This is a genomic window from Streptococcus sp. 4155 (genome assembly GCF_013276695.1).
GTDB classification, from domain to species: Bacteria; Bacillota; Bacilli; order Lactobacillales; family Streptococcaceae; genus Streptococcus; species Streptococcus pseudopneumoniae.
Genome location: NZ_VMLM01000053.1, coordinates 1 through 15007 on the forward strand (window position 1 = coordinate 1; position 15007 = coordinate 15007).

General features: G+C 41.1%; 17 protein-coding genes, 1 pseudogene and 1 other annotated feature. Of the genes and pseudogenes, 1 reads left to right on the forward strand and 17 read right to left on the reverse strand.

The window, feature by feature from the left end; translation table 11 throughout:
• The 6 genes and pseudogenes from HT715_RS07180 to ybeY all read right to left on the reverse strand — a co-directional run.
• A pseudogene (locus tag HT715_RS07180) lies at positions 1-1186 on the reverse strand (multidrug efflux MFS transporter); the annotation flags it as partial.
• Entirely contained in the window at positions 1173-1778 is a 606-nt protein-coding gene (coaE, locus tag HT715_RS07185) for a dephospho-CoA kinase (RefSeq protein ID WP_000516190.1), read from the reverse strand. The gene coaE and the pseudogene HT715_RS07180, both read right to left, overlap by 14 nt.
• The gene (mutM, locus tag HT715_RS07190; protein WP_001114616.1) at positions 1778-2602 is read right to left on the reverse strand and encodes a DNA-formamidopyrimidine glycosylase; all 825 of its coding nucleotides are present in this window, start codon (positions 2600-2602) and stop codon (positions 1778-1780) included. The genes coaE and mutM overlap by 1 nt, the downstream gene beginning before the upstream one ends.
• 48 nt (positions 2603-2650) lie before the next feature.
• Positions 2651-3550, reverse strand: coding sequence for a GTPase Era (gene era / locus HT715_RS07195; protein WP_050208736.1), 900 nt, complete (start codon positions 3548-3550; stop codon positions 2651-2653).
• 16 nt (positions 3551-3566) lie between these two features.
• Complete coding sequence (locus HT715_RS07200; RefSeq protein ID WP_000378166.1) at positions 3567-3962, reverse strand: diacylglycerol kinase; 396 nt, start codon at positions 3960-3962, stop codon at positions 3567-3569.
• Positions 3943-4440: an rRNA maturation RNase YbeY gene (gene ybeY, locus HT715_RS07205; RefSeq protein ID WP_000275158.1), complete on the reverse strand. Its 498-nt coding sequence runs from the start codon at positions 4438-4440 to the stop codon at positions 3943-3945. Before ybeY ends, HT715_RS07200 begins: the two co-directional genes overlap by 20 nt.
• Before the next feature lie 104 nt (positions 4441-4544).
• On the opposite strand from ybeY, the gene pavA reads away from it, so the two are divergent.
• Positions 4545-6200 (forward strand): Rqc2 family fibronectin-binding protein PavA, encoded by a 1656-nt coding sequence (gene pavA / locus HT715_RS07210; RefSeq protein WP_138707466.1) that lies wholly within the window; start codon positions 4545-4547, stop codon positions 6198-6200.
• Positions 6201-6260: 60 nt separating this feature from the next.
• Here the strand turns inward: pavA and HT715_RS07215 are convergent, their stop codons facing one another.
• From HT715_RS07215 to HT715_RS07265, 11 genes are all read right to left on the reverse strand, one after another.
• Complete coding sequence (locus tag HT715_RS07215) at positions 6261-8030, reverse strand: glucosaminidase domain-containing protein (RefSeq protein ID WP_138701366.1); 1770 nt, start codon at positions 8028-8030, stop codon at positions 6261-6263.
• Between the two features lie 41 nt (positions 8031-8071).
• Positions 8072-9010, reverse strand: coding sequence for a dihydroorotate dehydrogenase (locus tag HT715_RS07220; protein ID WP_138701365.1), 939 nt, complete (start codon positions 9008-9010; stop codon positions 8072-8074).
• 10 nt (positions 9011-9020) lie between these two features.
• Positions 9021-9821 carry a dihydroorotate dehydrogenase electron transfer subunit gene (locus HT715_RS07225; protein ID WP_138701364.1) on the reverse strand — a complete coding sequence of 267 codons (801 nt, stop codon included), beginning with the start codon at positions 9819-9821 and terminating at the stop codon, positions 9021-9023.
• A 249-nt stretch (positions 9822-10070) separates the two neighbouring features.
• Entirely contained in the window at positions 10071-10451 is a 381-nt protein-coding gene (locus HT715_RS07230) for a VOC family protein (protein WP_000157154.1), read from the reverse strand.
• Positions 10452-10508: 57 nt separating this feature from the next.
• Positions 10509-10868, reverse strand: coding sequence for a 50S ribosomal protein L20 (gene rplT, locus HT715_RS07235; RefSeq protein WP_000124836.1), 360 nt, complete (start codon positions 10866-10868; stop codon positions 10509-10511).
• A 51-nt stretch (positions 10869-10919) separates the two neighbouring features.
• Positions 10920-11120 carry a 50S ribosomal protein L35 gene (gene rpmI / locus HT715_RS07240; protein ID WP_001125943.1) on the reverse strand — a complete coding sequence of 67 codons (201 nt, stop codon included), beginning with the start codon at positions 11118-11120 and terminating at the stop codon, positions 10920-10922.
• A gap of 32 nt (positions 11121-11152) precedes the next feature.
• Complete coding sequence (infC, locus tag HT715_RS07245; protein ID WP_000848180.1) at positions 11153-11683, reverse strand: translation initiation factor IF-3; 531 nt, start codon at positions 11681-11683, stop codon at positions 11153-11155.
• A 15-nt stretch (positions 11684-11698) separates the two neighbouring features.
• Positions 11699-11830, reverse strand: a sequence feature (ribosomal protein L20 leader region).
• 163 nt (positions 11831-11993) lie between these two features.
• Positions 11994-13178 (reverse strand): hypothetical protein, encoded by a 1185-nt coding sequence (locus tag HT715_RS07250; RefSeq protein ID WP_166731604.1) that lies wholly within the window; start codon positions 13176-13178, stop codon positions 11994-11996.
• A gap of 3 nt (positions 13179-13181) precedes the next feature.
• The gene (locus HT715_RS07255) at positions 13182-13769 is read right to left on the reverse strand and encodes an ABC transporter ATP-binding protein (RefSeq protein WP_023936431.1); all 588 of its coding nucleotides are present in this window, start codon (positions 13767-13769) and stop codon (positions 13182-13184) included.
• A gap of 32 nt (positions 13770-13801) precedes the next feature.
• Positions 13802-14020: a hypothetical protein gene (locus HT715_RS11950; protein ID WP_033605204.1), complete on the reverse strand. Its 219-nt coding sequence runs from the start codon at positions 14018-14020 to the stop codon at positions 13802-13804.
• Positions 14021-14165: 145 nt separating this feature from the next.
• A complete protein-coding gene (locus HT715_RS07265) occupies positions 14166-14969 on the reverse strand; it encodes an IS5 family transposase (protein WP_172922876.1) in 804 nt (267 codons plus the stop codon).
• Positions 14970-15007: the final 38 nt, after the last annotated feature.

The following is a 15007-nucleotide window of genomic DNA, read 5'->3' on the forward strand; positions in this document are numbered from 1 at the left end:
GTTTCGCAGGAAGTCTAATAATGTTCGAAATTGAAGCAGGTTAAAGAGACAACTAAAGGCTTGTCGCATAAAAGACTGCATGATAGCCAAATTGACCTGCTACTGCAGAACCTGCCATAGGCCCAACAACACCTCCCAGATAAAAGAATACCTGATTGAAGGCAAAGACTCTCGAAATGCCGGCTTTGGGAGTCATTTTGCTGAGTAGGGCATTAACCCCGGGAATCAAGGCACCGGTTCCCAATCCAAAGAGGAAACGATAGAGTCCTAGTTGAAGGGGGCTAGAGGCATTGGCACAGAGGAGATAGATGATGACTGAATAAAACTGGGCGACAACCAAGAGACGATGATTGCCCACCTTGTCACCTAGCTTGCCCATGACTCCTGCACTCATCATACTGGAAAAGCCCATACTGGACACAATCAAACCAGAGACAAAAAGAAGATTCTCTGTCTGCCCTAAGTCGCGTACATAAAGAGCCAAAATAGGGCCAATCGATTGAGCTGAAAATTGGATGACAAAACTGGTTAAAAAGAGATTGAGCAAAAGATAGGGATATTTAACCGAGGTAAATAATTCCTTTGTTGGAATAGCCTTTTCCTTGGCTACTGGTTGAAAATCTTCCTTGATAAAGCAAATAGTCAAAATAGCAGCTAAAAATAGAAAACTACCAACCAGTAAGAAAACTGTACGAATGCCAAATAATTCTGCGATAAAGCCACCAATAAAGGGACCAGTTAGAGTGCATGCAACTACGCCTGTAGACAAAGTACCTAAGGCAGAGCCTGATTTCTCCTTGGGAACCTGACTGGCTATCAGTGCCGTTGCATTAGGAACAAAACCTGCAAATACACCGTTTAGTAAACGAAGAAAGATTAACCAATAGATATTTGGGACAAAGGCCAAGCCTCCCATAGTGATAGTCATAGCAAGACCTGCCCGAATCATCATGGGTTTTCGGCCGTATTTGTCAGCAAGAATACCCCAAATAGGAGAAAAGAGCGCCGCGGAAATAGCAGAGACAGAAATTGCTAAGCCTGCATAAAAAGCGACTTGCTGACTCCCTACACCTAGATTTTCCACGAAGATGGGCATAAAAGGTACAACCAAAGAAATACTGGCTCCTGTCAGAAAATTACCAAACCAGGCAATACGCAGATTATCCTTCCAGTTAATCTCTGTCATCTTGCCTACCTCCCTCAAGAAGGATATGCACTTGATTAAGAAGCTGGTTCTGATTGCCATTATTATCAAGAACCTGGCTGGCCAAATCTTTCTTTTTTTCTAAAGGCCACTGGGCTGCCAGACGAGACTCAGCTTCATCTTTGGACAACTGGTCCCTTTTCATTAAGCGTTCTACTTGGGCATCTCGGTCCACATAGACCAACCAAGTCTCAGCAAACCAATCGCTGTAGTCCTGCTCAAAAAGTAGGGGAATATCCATGAAGAAAATCTCTTCTGTCTGAGCCAACTGTTCTCTCAACGTAGCTAGTTCCTCACGGATAATCTCCCCTTGAATTTGATTAGACCATTTTTGCTCTTCAGGATTTGAAAAGATGAGACTAGCTAGGAGAGGGCGATTGAGTTCTCCGTTTTCAAGAATGATTTCTTGCCCAAAGTGCTGTACTAGAGCCTCAAACAGACGACCACCAGGTTTCTGTAGTTGGTGGACGACTGCGTCGGCATCCACTGCTTGAAAGCCTTGCTGTCTTAGAAAATTTGTCACAGTTGACTTACCTGAGGCAATTCCCCCAGTGATTCCGATGATTTTTCCCATCAGTCCCTCCTTTGACAGTTTGGACAAAAGTGGGTTCCACGTCCGCCTAGTTGAATTTTCTCAATGATGGTACCACAGCGTACACATTCTTGACCAGTCTTATCATAGACCTGATGAAAGTCCTGCATGCTTCCATCTTCCCCAAAGGCATTGGTATAAGTCCGAATGGTGGAGCCACCTTTTTCAACAGCCTGGCCCAAAACAGCAATGGTCTGGTCATGAATGGCAGTCGCTTCTTCTGCTGTCAAAGTCTGGGAAGGTCTAGCTGGATGAACCTGAGCTCGCCAGAGAACCTCATCCACATAGATATTGCCAAGTCCAGCTACCAAGGTCTGGTCTAGGAGATGGGATTTGATAGGCTTTTTGGACTTGGCAAGGGCAGATTGAAAGACCTGTAAATCAAAGTCTTGTTCGCTTGGTTCAGGACCTAATTTTTTAGAAATAAAGTAGGCGTCTAAAAGGTCAGGCACCAAGAGTTCCATGGTTCCAAACTTGCGAACATCCTCATAAACAAGCGTGCCACCATCTTCAAACTGAAAGAAAACATGGGCATGCTTGCGTTCAGGTCCTTGGTCTGGATAGTAAAAATACTTGCCCTCCATCCGCAGATGGGAAATCAAAACCTTTTCTGTCAGGCAGAAAAGTAAATATTTACCACGACGTCCCATTGACTCAACAATCTGACCAGGCACTTCCCTTTGAAACTCGTCCAAATCCGTCTTAATCATCTTGGGATAACGAATTTCTATACTCGAAATCTTCTTACCCAAAATCAATTTTTCCAAGCCACGACGAACGGTTTCAACCTCAGGTAATTCAGGCATACGTCCTCCTTCTGTAAAAACAAGAAGCAGGCATGAGCCCACCTCTACTTAGTATTCTTTTTCATTATAGCCAAAGTCAGCTAAATCCAGCTTTTTATCGCGCCAGTTTTTCTTGACCTTGACCCAGGTTTCTAGGAAGACCTTGTCTCCTAGCATGAGTTCGATATCACGACGGGCCATGCTACCGATTTTCTTAAGCATAGCGCCACCTTTACCGATGATAATCCCTTTTTGGCTATCACGCTCGACCATGATGGTTGCACGGATATGAACCTTGTCTGTCTCTTCGTCTCGTTTCATAGAATCCACTACTACTGCGACAGAATGCGGAATCTCTTCCCGAGTTAGGTGCAAGACTTTCTCACGAACCATCTCTGAAACCAAGAAACGCTCTGGATGGTCTGTGATTTGGTCAGCTGGGAAATATTGGAATCCTTCATCCAGATTTTCACTCAAAATATCCACTAGACGAGAGACGTTATTTCCTTGAAGAGCTGAGATTGGAACGATTTCCTTAAAGTCCATTTGGTTACGGAAATCATCGATCTGAGATAAAAGCTGGTCTGGGTGAACCTTATCGATTTTATTCACCACCAAAATCACAGGAACCTTAGCAGCCTTGAGACGCTCGATAATCATGTCGTCTCCCTTACCACGCGCTTCATCAGCAGGCACCATGAAAAGGACGGTATCCACTTCGCGAAGGGTACTGTAGGCAGACTCAACCATGAAATCTCCGAGAGCTGTTTTAGGCTTGTGAATTCCTGGCGTATCGATAAAGACGATTTGCTCTTTATCAGTCGTGTAAATTCCCATAATTTTGTTGCGCGTTGTCTGCGCCTTGTCACTCATGATGGCAATCTTTTGCCCCATGACATGATTTAAAAAAGTTGACTTCCCAACATTGGGACGTCCTAAAATGGCTACAAAACCTGATTTAAAAGTCATAATTTCCTCTTACTGTTTAAAATAATAAATCCCAGATTCGTGGGAGAAAAATTAATGCGCCTGTTAAGGCTGCGAAAAGAGAAACCACTAATACCGCGCCAGCCGCCATATCCTTGGCATTTTTAGCCAGCATGGAAAAGTGATAGTGACTGGCCAAATCCACCACATTTTCAATAGCAGAGTTGATAATCTCAAAGGCTACTACCAAGAAAATGCTCAATAGGAGAAAGAGCCATTCGATTCGTGACACCTGAAAAACAAAACCTGCAAGGATGACCACTAGAGCCGTCACTGCGTGTTTTCGCATATTGCGTTCTTCCTTGATAGCAGTAAAAATACCTGTCAAAGCAAATTCTAAACTGGATATCAGGTCACGATTTTTCCATTTTCGTTTATTGTCTTGTGAGTCCATAGGCTGTCAAAATTTCTTCTTGTAAACCGAACATCTCCGCTTCTTCTTCCGGAGTGTAGTGATCATAGCCGTTGATATGTAAAAAGCCGTGCACTGCCAAGAAGCCCATCTCACGCTCAAAGCTGTGGCCGTATTCCTCGGCCTGCTCATGAGCCTTATCGATAGAGATGAACAATTCCCCAATATAGGCATCAAACTCAGACATCATCTCTGTCAATTCTGGATTTTCAAGCAAATCCTCTTCGTCAAAGGCAATTTCCAATTCTGGTTTATACTCAAGGCTGATGACATCTGTCGGACGGTCGGTGTCACGGTACTCCAGATTAAGTTCATGACTACGCTCATTGGTCACAAAAGTGACTGCCATCTCCTTGTCTTCTTTTCCTAATTTTTGGGCTGCAAATTCCAAAATTTCTTGGGTTTGTTGCAACATTTCTTTTGAAACTTGACCAGTTTCATCTACCATTTCAATATACATGTGCTTCTCGTTTCTCTTTACTTGGCTTTATTATACCACATTTCCATGATTTTATTCTACCTTTTTGATATAATACTATGGAATACAATCACAAGGAGAGAACGATGTCATTTGATGGATTTTTTTTACACCACATAGTTGAGGAATTGCGAAGCGAATTAGTGAATGGTCGCATCCAGAAAATCAATCAGCCTTTTGAACAAGAATTAGTCTTGCAAATCCGCAGCAATCGCCAAAGCTATCGCCTGCTCCTTTCTGCCCATCCAGTTTTTGGACGCATTCAGCTGACCCAAACGACTTTTGAAAATCCAGCTCAACCTTCCACCTTTATCATGGTGTTGAGAAAATATTTACAGGGTGCCCTGATTGAGTCGATTGAGCAGGTGGAAAATGACCGTATTGTGGAAATGACAGTTTCCAATAAAAACGAGATTGGGGACCATATTCAGGCTACCTTAATTATCGAAATCATGGGGAAACACAGCAATATTCTACTGGTTGATAAAAGTAGCCACAAAATCCTCGAAGTCATCAAACATGTTGGCTTTTCACAAAATAGCTACCGTACCTTGCTTCCTGGGTCGACCTACATCGCTCCGCCAAGTACGGAATCTCTCAATCCTTTTACAATCAAGGACGAGAAACTCTTTGAAATCCTGCAAACACAGGAAACGACAGCTAAAAATCTTCAAAGCCTCTTTCAAGGTCTGGGACGCGATACGGCAAATGAATTGGAAAGGATTCTGGTTAGTGATAAACTGTCTACTTTCCGTACCTTTTTCCATCAAGAAACCCAGCCATGCTTGACTGAGACATCCTTCAGTCCAGTTCCTTTTAAAAATCAAGTAGGAGAGCCTTTTACCAGTCTTTCTGATTTGCTGGACACCTACTATAAGGACAAGGCAGAACGCGACCGCGTCAAACAGCAAGCCAGTGAACTCATTCGTCGTGTTGAAAATGAACTTCAGAAAAACCGACATAAGCTGAAAAAGCAGGAAAAAGAGTTACTGGCGACAGACAACGCTGAAGAATTTCGTCAAAAAGGAGAATTGCTGACAACCTTCCTCCACCAAGTGCCTAACGACCAAGACCAGGTTATCCTAGACAACTACTACACCAACCAACCTATCACGATTGCGCTTGATAAGGCCTTGACTCCCAACCAAAATGCCCAACGCTATTTTAAACGGTATCAGAAACTCAAAGAAGCTGTCAAATACTTGACTGATCTGATTGAGGAAACCAAGGCCACTATTCTCTATCTGGAAAGTGTAGAAACCGTCCTCAACCAAGCTGGGCTGGAAGAAATCGCTGAAATCCGTGAAGAATTGATTCAAACTGGCTTTATCCGCAGAAGACAGCGGGAGAAAATCCAGAAACGCAAAAAACCAGAACAATATCTAGCAAGCGATGGCAAAACTATCATCTATGTCGGCCGAAACAACCTACAAAACGAGGAGCTAACCTTTAAAATGGCCCGCAAAGAGGAACTTTGGTTCCATGCCAAGGACATTCCTGGAAGCCACGTTGTCATCTCAGGCAATCTTGACCCATCTGATGAAGTCAAGACAGAAGCAGCAGAACTAGCTGCCTACTTCTCTCAAGGTCGCCTGTCAAATCTGGTGCAGGTAGATATGATTGAAATCAAGAAACTCAACAAACCAACTGGTGGAAAACCCGGCTTTGTCACCTACACAGGACAAAAGACCCTCCGTGTCACACCAGACCCAGAAAAAATCGCATCCATGAAAAAATCCTGATTTTACTTAAAATCAGGATTTTTAACATACTATTCACTCAAATCATATCCAATTATAGGACTAATCTTTGCCACCTAGTTTCTCATTGATTTTCATCATCACACTAGCAATTTTTTCACCCCAATAAGGGTCTGAGGCATATTCTACATTCATACCAGACGCCTTGTTTCCAAGGAAAGTTCTTCCCCTATCGATATAATTTTCCTTAATCCACTTGCTTGCACCTAAAATTCCCTTATCCACATCATCAAATGTCTTAGCAGAAAGGTAAGGGGTCGTATCATAGGCTGTAATGCCAAAGAAATTATTCTTATCTTTGGCAATTTTACTTCTTCCCCAGTCACTTTCTAGGGCACTATGGGCAAGGAGATAAAGGGCATTGATATGGTAATGTTCTTCGGCTTCCTTAAAAGTAGCGCCCTTGTTCTCCAAAAGGCTATTGTTAATGTTTAGCAAACTAAATACCTTATCCAATTCTTCAGCACTGTAGTTGGTAGCCTCTGTTAAATCTTTGAAAAGGAAGGGATTCTCAAGCTTAAAACCATCAAAATGCAGGCCATCTGCCGAATAATATTTCTTGCCTACTTCCATATCAGAAAGATGAGAAGCTACTGGGATACTAGCATTCTGAGCCACATAGTGATAAAAACGGTGGCCATCACTCTCATAATAAGGGATAAAGTCCTTACTGGCATCTAGCGCTTGTAAATCTTCTGTTTTCATATAGCCTGACAAACCAGAAATAGTAATAGCCAGGCGCTTGTCATCACTTTTTCTATCCTTATCTAGCCAAACAACACTAGCTTGCGATATATAGGAGAGCTTTTCACCATCTGCATTATAGATATTTGCTGTGACTGGTACTACTTGATAATAAGCAGCATTTTCATTTGTAGCTTTTTCTCCACGCCATTTACCATCGCTTCCAAGCTGATAACCATCTACTGTCTCATTTTTCGCCATGTAGCCACCGGATTTGAAGTAGTACCAAGCTTGACTATGAGAATCGTAGACCCATTCTTTTTCAGCTATTTTCCCATCAGATTTGAGATAAAACCAAGATTCCTTATCCCAAATCCATTCATTGACTGCCATGTAGCCACCGGATTTTAGATAATAATAGTGACCATTCTCGAAAATCCATTCTTTATCAGCATGGTTTCCATTTTCTTTGATGTAAAACCAAGATTGGTATTGTCTGTCAAAAAGCCAACCTTGCTGTACTTTGGCACCAGTGGCATTCACATAAGCCTGGTCAATCCACTGACTTGTCAGTAAATAACCACCAGATTTAAAATAATAGTCCTTCCCTTTAATTTGGAGCCATTCTTTCTCTGCGTGCTGTCCATCTGCTTTGATATAAAACCAAGCATCGTATTGAGAATCATAGACCCAGTCTTCTATTACTTTGGCACCTGTTGCACCAACATAGGAAGTTCCTACCCAAGCATTTCTTTTCATCTTTCCATCTTGGTCAAGATAATAAAAGGCTCCCTTGTCTTCTACCCATTCTGATTTGGCCATATAGCCACCAGATTTGAGGTAAAAATAGTCGTCACCTTGCTTTAGCCATTCATTTTCAGCATAGTTGGCATCTGCTTTTATATAGAACCAAGATTGATAATGAGTATCAAAAACCCACTCATTCGCTGCTTGACTGCCATCTTCTTTCAGATACTGTTTTCCTTGCCAAGTACCATCACTAGCCATTGCACCCTCTGGACTAGCTAAGAAAAATAGCAGAGCTAAAAAAATAAATCTTACTTTCTTCATTAACCTTCTTCCTCTGTTCTTATTTATTTTATTGTACCAAAATTCTCCTAAATTCATATTACAAACTAATAAAAAATCAAGAACAGATTGATTGCAGGTTACCTCAGAGACTCTTTTACTTCCTGACGGAGTTCTTCCAGACTGCTAATACCGTATTTATCCATGACTTTTGGTAAATTTTCGATGATGTCAGGGCAGGCATAAGGATTGGTAAAGTTAGCTGTTCCAACTCCGATAGCAGATGCCCCAGCCAGATACATTTCTAGGGCAGCTTCAGCCGAATCCACTCCCCCCATTCCAATGATAGGCAGGTCTGTTGTTTGGGCTACTTGGCGGATGAGTTTGAGGGCTACTGGAAAGACTGCTGGACCTGACATTCCACCTGTTCCATTGGCCAAGATTGGTTTTCTGGTTTTGAGGTCAAAGCGCATTCCAACCAGAGTATTGATCATGGTCAAGCCACTTGCTCCCGCATCTTCTGCAGCTTTTGCGACAGTAACGATATCGGTCACACTCGGGGTTAATTTGACATAAACTGGCACTTCTGAGGCTTCCACAGCTGCTTTCACCACATCATAAGCCAAATCTGGATCTTGACCAATCAAAAGTCCATGATTACAGTGGTCAACATTGGGACAAGAAATATTGAGCTCGATAGCTTTTACATTAGTTGCCTTGGAAATCCCATGAGAAACAGCTGCATACTCTTGTTTTGAAAAACCAGCTACATTGGCAATAATAGGAAGATTTGGATATTCTCTTTCCAGCCAAGGTAGCTTTTCAGCCAAAACAACCTCTAAACCAGGATTTTGCAAGCCAATTGCATTGAGCATACCAGCAGGCGTCTCTGCCACTCTTGGAGTTGGATTGCCAAAACGGGATTCAAGGGTTGTCGCCTTGATCATAATAGAACCTAAAAGGTCTAAATCATAGTACTTGGCATACTCTTGTCCAAAACCAAAACAGCCTGATGCTGGAATAATCGGATTTTTCAAATCCAAACCAGGTAGAGACACTTGTAATCGATTTCTAGTCATAATTTTCTCCTTATAATACAACTGTTCCTGTGCGGAAAACAGGACCATCTTCACAGACGCGTTGGCTGACCGTCTCGCTTTCTGGTACTTTTAGAACACAGGCATAGCAAGCTCCCATCCCACAAGCCATACGAGATTCCAGAGATAAATAGGCTCTTGGGTGATCATCAAAGGTTTGATTGATATACTTCATCATTCCTGGAGCCCCACACGAGTAAACAGCATCAAACTGACTATCTAAATCATTGATAACAACGGAAACATTTCCCTTGATGCCATAAGAACCATCATCTGTCGTTACAAAGACCTGACCATACTGAGCCAATTCCGTTTTCAAAATAACAGCATCCTTATTAGCAAAGCCAAGGACAGTCACTACTTTCACACCACGCGCATGCAATCCCTTAGCAAGCTCAAGCAAGGGCGGAACACCAATCCCCCCACCAACAAGGAGAACCTGGCTCTGCTCATCAAGGTCAGACAAGTCAAAACCATTTCCCTGAGGCCCCATCACATCAAGAGTATCTCCCTGACTTAGGGTTGAGAAAATAGCTGTCCCAGCTCCCTCAATTCGGTAAATGAGATGACACTGCTTGTTTACCTTGTCAATAGACGAAATTGAAATAGGACGACGTAAGAGATGGGCATCGTCCGGTACACGCAGATGAAGAAATTGGCCTGCTCGCATGGCTTCAACCATTTCTCCTTCTAGGACTAATTCAAAGATTGCTGGCGCGATTTCCTCTTGTGCAACCACCTTCATGGTTTCCAACCGAATGACACCCAAACGCTTCTTACATGTGGGATTCATAACTTTTCCTCCTTAAATTTTAAGGGGACCAGATAAAGAAAAGACCTTGCTAGTGCAAGGCCTCAGTTAAAATCGTACAACACAAGAGAGCACATTCAAAAAGTCTCCTCTAGAAAATTGCACTATTCTTTTATCTGACACCTTGTGAGTCTCTCTGGACTCCCCTTAAAGGTTGAATTTTTATTAGTATACTCTTTCAGCTAAAAAAAGTCAAGTAGAAAACGAATATTCTACTTAACTTGCACGAAATTATTTTTCACGAATGACTTCGACCTTGTATCCATCAGGGTCTTTGACAAAGTAATAGTTTGGTGTAGTTCCTGGTAGACCATTTGGCTCAGTCACTTCATAGCCTTTTGCACTGTGCTCTTGATGAAGTGCCTCAAGATCAGGTGTACTGAGGGCGATATGGGCAAACCCATCACCAACCACATACGGACCGTGATCGTAGTTATAAGTCAACTCCAACTCATAGTCATCACCCTCAAGACCTAGATAGACAATCGTGAAGGCATGGTCTGGAAAATCTCTGCGACGCAATTCTTTAAAACCAAAAGCATCTTGATAAAATGCGATTGATTTTTCAAGATTTTCTACTCGTAAGCAAGTGTGTAGCATTTTTGAAGCCATATCTTTCTCCTTTATTTTTAAAAAGACTGGACAATCCTGTTCCAGTCTCATCAGTTGTTATTTACCAAGTTTTGCTTTAGCTGCATCTGCAAGAGCTGTGAAAGCTACTGCATCGTTAACAGCCAAGTCAGCAAGCATTTTACGGTTAACTTCGATCTCAGCCAATTTCAAACCATGCATCAATTGTGAGTATGAAAGTCCGTTCATACGAGCTGCCGCGTTGATACGAGTGATCCACAATTTGCGGAAGTCACGTTTTTTCTGACGACGATCACGGTATGCATAGTAGTAAGAGTTCATTACTTGTTCTTTTGCAGTACGGAACAAGATGTGTTTAGCTCCATAGTAACCTTTTGCTAATTTAAGAATACGTTTACGACGTTTGCGTGATACAACGCCACCTTTAACACGTGCCATGTTTTATTTCCTCCAAATATTTCCTAGAATTATTTACTTACAGTCAAGCTATTATTTCAAGCGAGTAAGCATTGCTTTGATACGTTTGTAATCTCCTGAATGCACCATAGATGCTTTACGAAGATGACGACGTTGTTTCTTAGTTTTTCCGTGGAAACGGTGAGAAGTGTAAGCACGGAAACGTTTAAGTCCACCAGAACCTGTACGTTTGAAACGTTTAGCTGATGCGCGGTGTGTTTTTTGTTTTGGCATGATTTTTTCTCCTTTATTTAACTTTCTGACAATTATTTTTTGTCAGTCGCTGGCGCCAATTGCATGAACATTTGACGTCCATCCATTTTAGCACGTTGTTCGATGATGGCAATATCTTGAGTTGCTTCAGCAAACTCGGCTAAAACTTTTGCACCAATCTCTTTATGGGTAATCATACGACCCTTAAAGCGAATAGATACCTTAACTTTATTTCCTTTTTCAAGGAACTTACGTGCATTACGAAGTTTTGTATCAAAGTCACCCTTGTCAATTGTTGGACTTAGACGAACTTCTTTCACAGTAACAACGCTTTGTTTTTTACGTTGTTCTTTTTGCTTCTTCTGGTACTCAAATTTGAACTTACCGTAGTCCATAATTTTTGCAACAGGCGGTTTGGCTTGGGGTTGAATCAATACTAGGTCAACATTAGCGTTATCAGCCAAAGCTTGCGCTTCACTGAGTGGCTTGATGCCTAGCTGTTCTCCCTCAAGACCAATCAAGCGAACTTCACGTACACGAATCTCATCATTGATGAATAAGTCTTGCTTTGCTATGGTTTTCACCTCTTTTGTTTTATTAGAGAAAAACAATAGCGGACTCGTAAATATACAAGCCCGCACGTTATGATAGCGTTTCTTCGAAACTTTTCATCCGTAGGGCCAGGCAACTTAATGTCACAAGGCGAGAAGCTCTCACTTCTGCTTTTCTCAACTTTTATATGATACCAAGTTTTCTAGCTCTTGTCAAGATAAAAAGTTATTTTTTGAAAAGTTTGTGTTTGTATTTTGGTTTGGTTTTCGAATCAAAAAGAGAGAATCAAGTTGATTCCCTCTCTATGTTAGTTTTTACTTATTTTCCCTACCTATAGGAAAGCTAGAATCTATTAAAAACTTCCCTTTTACGTGAATTTCCCCATCTTTCGATAAATAAAATCCCCACTAACAAAAGGATAATCAAGTAAGGAAGTAAAACTAGCCCCATGCTCCAATTTAGATTGACATTATCAATCTGCTTAGGTAATCTTCCAGATAAAATCTCCACTGAACGCAAGTAAGTAAAGGGAATCAGATGTGCAATCCTTTGAAGAGGCTGAATGGTTTGGATGCCAAACAATAAGCCAACAATCCCAATGAGTGAAAGAAAAAGGACAGGCATTTTTTGCTTGAAAAAGTAAGCAATCAAATACACGACTTCCACAATGACGATAAAGGCTAAGAAAGCTAAGAACAAGCCAGGAAATAACACATCTTGTATCTTTCCAATAGTTACCTCTTGATTCGCTAAGCTATAAATTGGGTAGGGATAATCTAACTGTCCAAAACCACTTATCAGACTTCCCGCTAGAAAAGAAAATCCACAGATTCCGATAAACAGCACAGTTACATAGCCCACTCCAACTCCAAGAGAGGATAAAGCAAATGTCACTTTTGAAAAAGGATATAAGTGAGCTGTGTCCAGATGATTTTGATATCTTTCTGCAAATAGTTGCGTTAGCATAAAAATAATAGCAACCACAAACAAGCTTGGGATGATAGCCTCTAAAATCCAGACAATCTGGTCAATCCCGTGGGTCGGAAACTCCAAAGTATGTGCTTTTATGTTCAAGGGATACAGGGCTTGGTAAATCTTTCGTTGGCGGTCAACCGCCATTTTAAAGTCAGAGCTAGCAGTCGGTTCATTTGACATAACTTCATAATTCTTCTCTTCATCTTGCCACTGCAAATAATAGGCTTCTTTCCATCGTCCTTCTTTTAGTAAATTCAAAATTTCTTTCTTTTGCGTTAAAAAATTTTTTTGCAAGTCTAAATTACTTTTAACACTCTGGTATTCCTCCGAGCTGGTGTCAGACATTTGGGAAAGCTTCACTTCATTTTCATTGATGATTCTCTCATATTTTACAACACTGGTTTCCAACTCGCTCTCCAAGCTGTGTGAGTTTGCAGTCTGACTATTTAAATAAAAGGTAACACCGAGTACAGATGCAAATAAAAGTAAGATAATCCAGTTTAAACGACTTTTGAAAACTTTTTTCAATAAAAATAGACTAACATCTTTCATAAACTAAACCTCTTCTATCTGCCCCTGATGAATGGTTACTACTCTATCGCAGACATCAACCAACTCTTCCTTATAGTGGGAACTTAAAAGAACCAGCTGCTCTTGTCTATCGATTTGTGCCAGCCTATCAAAAAACTTCTGTCGATAATACTCATCTAAGCCATTTGTAATTTCATCCATAAGCCAGCATTTGGCCTGACTGAGGAAATACATGGCAATCACCAAGCGTTGCTTCATGCCTAGGGAATACTTGCGAATGGGAAGGCTGATATAGTCAGACATTTCCCAGTAGGCGATTTCATCCCTCAAGTTCAGGTCTGACTTCCAGATGCTTTTTATAAGGCGAAGATAGTCCATCCCACTTAAGTTTCCATCCAGCCATTCAACACTCTCATAATAAAATAAAGAAGGAGAGACTGCGATATTTCCACTACTTATGGGGATTAAGTTGCTAATGGCGCGGAACAGGGTCGTCTTTCCAGAGCCATTGATAGCGAGAACACCATAAACCCTGCCTTTATTAAAGGTGAAATCCGCATCTTGCAAGATGACTTGTCGCGTTTTTAAGGTCACATGAGTAAGCTGTAACATATCCAGTCCTCCTTTTTCTCACTCTTTAAGGATCAATAGCCTCCTTTGTAATGGTTTACTACCTCATAACGATCGTAGTTCCAGCCTCCGCCAACTTTATACTCAGAATAGCTATAATAAGAAGACCATTCCGGAATGACAATATATCCATATCTGTGGTAATTCATACTATACCTATAGTAGGTATTCCAATCATAGCGATAACTTTTAAGAACGGTCTTAGCAGATACACTGGACTGAAGAAGACCAATAGATTATAAACTAACTAATTAAACGATTTTTGCTAATTTTTAATGATTTTATATCATCAATATCGAAGACGCTTTCATTATATCGTTTTTATCATTATTATGCAACAGATTTTTAGTTTATTTTACTACTAGACTTCCTGCAAAACTAGAATCCTAGTTCATGATTGATAATGCCAGCAATCGAATTCATTCGTAATCCGAAGCGTTTACGATGATTTCGATAGGTTGTTGAAAACATTTTAAACGTTTTTACTGTGGCAAAAATATTCTCAACCTTGCTGCTCTCCTTAGATAGTGCATGGTTACAGGCTTTGTCTTCAAGAGTTAATGGCTTAAGTTTACTTGATTTCCTCGGAGTTTGTGCTTGAGGATATATCTTCATGAGTCCTTGATAAGCACTGTCAGCCAAGATTTTACCAGCTTGTCCGATATTTCTGCGACTCATTTTGAACAACTTCATATCATGACAATAGTTCACAGTGATCTCCAAAGAAACAATTCTCCCTTGGCTTGTGACAATCGCCTGAGCCTTCATAGCGTGGCATTTCTTTTTACCAGAATCATTCGCTAATTGTTTTTTAAGGCGATGGATTTTTACTTCCGTCGCATCAATCATTACCGTGTCCTCAGAACTGAGAGGAGTTCTTGAAATCGTAAAACCACTTTGAACAAGAGTTACTTCAACCCATTGACTCCGATGGGTTAAGTTGCTTTCGTGGATACCAAGATCAGCCGCAATTTCTTCATAAGTGCGGTATTCTCGCACATATTGAAGAGTGGCCATAAGAAGGTCTTCTAGGCTTAATTTGAGTTTTCGTCCCCCTTTTGCGTGTTTACCTTGATAATCTCTTTTTAATACAGCTAACATCTCTTCAAAAGTCGTGCACTGAACACCAACCAGGAGCTTAAATCGTGCATCAGTTAGTTGTTCACTTGCTTCATAATCCATAGAACTATTATACCATATATTGTTTCGCAGGAAGTCTA

Excerpts from the sequence above, each read along its gene's own strand:
- HT715_RS07265 (WP_172922876.1), bottom strand. The coding sequence starts at position 14,969 with ATGGATTATGAAGCAAGTGAACAACTAACTGATGCACGATTTAAGCTC.
- era (WP_050208736.1), bottom strand. The coding sequence starts at position 3,550 with ATGACTTTTAAATCAGGTTTTGTAGCCATTTTAGGACGTCCCAATGTT.
- HT715_RS07230 (WP_000157154.1), bottom strand. The coding sequence starts at position 10,451 with ATGGCTTCAAAAATGCTACACACTTGCTTACGAGTAGAAAATCTTGAA.
- HT715_RS07255 (WP_023936431.1), bottom strand. The coding sequence starts at position 13,769 with ATGTTACAGCTTACTCATGTGACCTTAAAAACGCGACAAGTCATCTTG.
- ybeY (WP_000275158.1), bottom strand. The coding sequence starts at position 4,440 with ATGTATATTGAAATGGTAGATGAAACTGGTCAAGTTTCAAAAGAAATG.
- rpmI (WP_001125943.1), bottom strand. The coding sequence starts at position 11,120 with ATGCCAAAACAAAAAACACACCGCGCATCAGCTAAACGTTTCAAACGT.
- pavA (WP_138707466.1), top strand. The coding sequence starts at position 4,545 with ATGTCATTTGATGGATTTTTTTTACACCACATAGTTGAGGAATTGCGA.
- HT715_RS07200 (WP_000378166.1), bottom strand. The coding sequence starts at position 3,962 with ATGGACTCACAAGACAATAAACGAAAATGGAAAAATCGTGACCTGATA.
- coaE (WP_000516190.1), bottom strand. The coding sequence starts at position 1,778 with ATGGGAAAAATCATCGGAATCACTGGGGGAATTGCCTCAGGTAAGTCA.
- rplT (WP_000124836.1), bottom strand. The coding sequence starts at position 10,868 with ATGGCACGTGTTAAAGGTGGCGTTGTATCACGCAAACGTCGTAAACGT.
- HT715_RS07215 (WP_138701366.1), bottom strand. The coding sequence starts at position 8,030 with ATGAATTTAGGAGAATTTTGGTACAATAAAATAAATAAGAACAGAGGA.
- HT715_RS07220 (WP_138701365.1), bottom strand. The coding sequence starts at position 9,010 with ATGACTAGAAATCGATTACAAGTGTCTCTACCTGGTTTGGATTTGAAA.
- mutM (WP_001114616.1), bottom strand. The coding sequence starts at position 2,602 with ATGCCTGAATTACCTGAGGTTGAAACCGTTCGTCGTGGCTTGGAAAAA.
- HT715_RS07250 (WP_166731604.1), bottom strand. The coding sequence starts at position 13,178 with ATGAAAGATGTTAGTCTATTTTTATTGAAAAAAGTTTTCAAAAGTCGT.
- HT715_RS07225 (WP_138701364.1), bottom strand. The coding sequence starts at position 9,821 with ATGAATCCCACATGTAAGAAGCGTTTGGGTGTCATTCGGTTGGAAACC.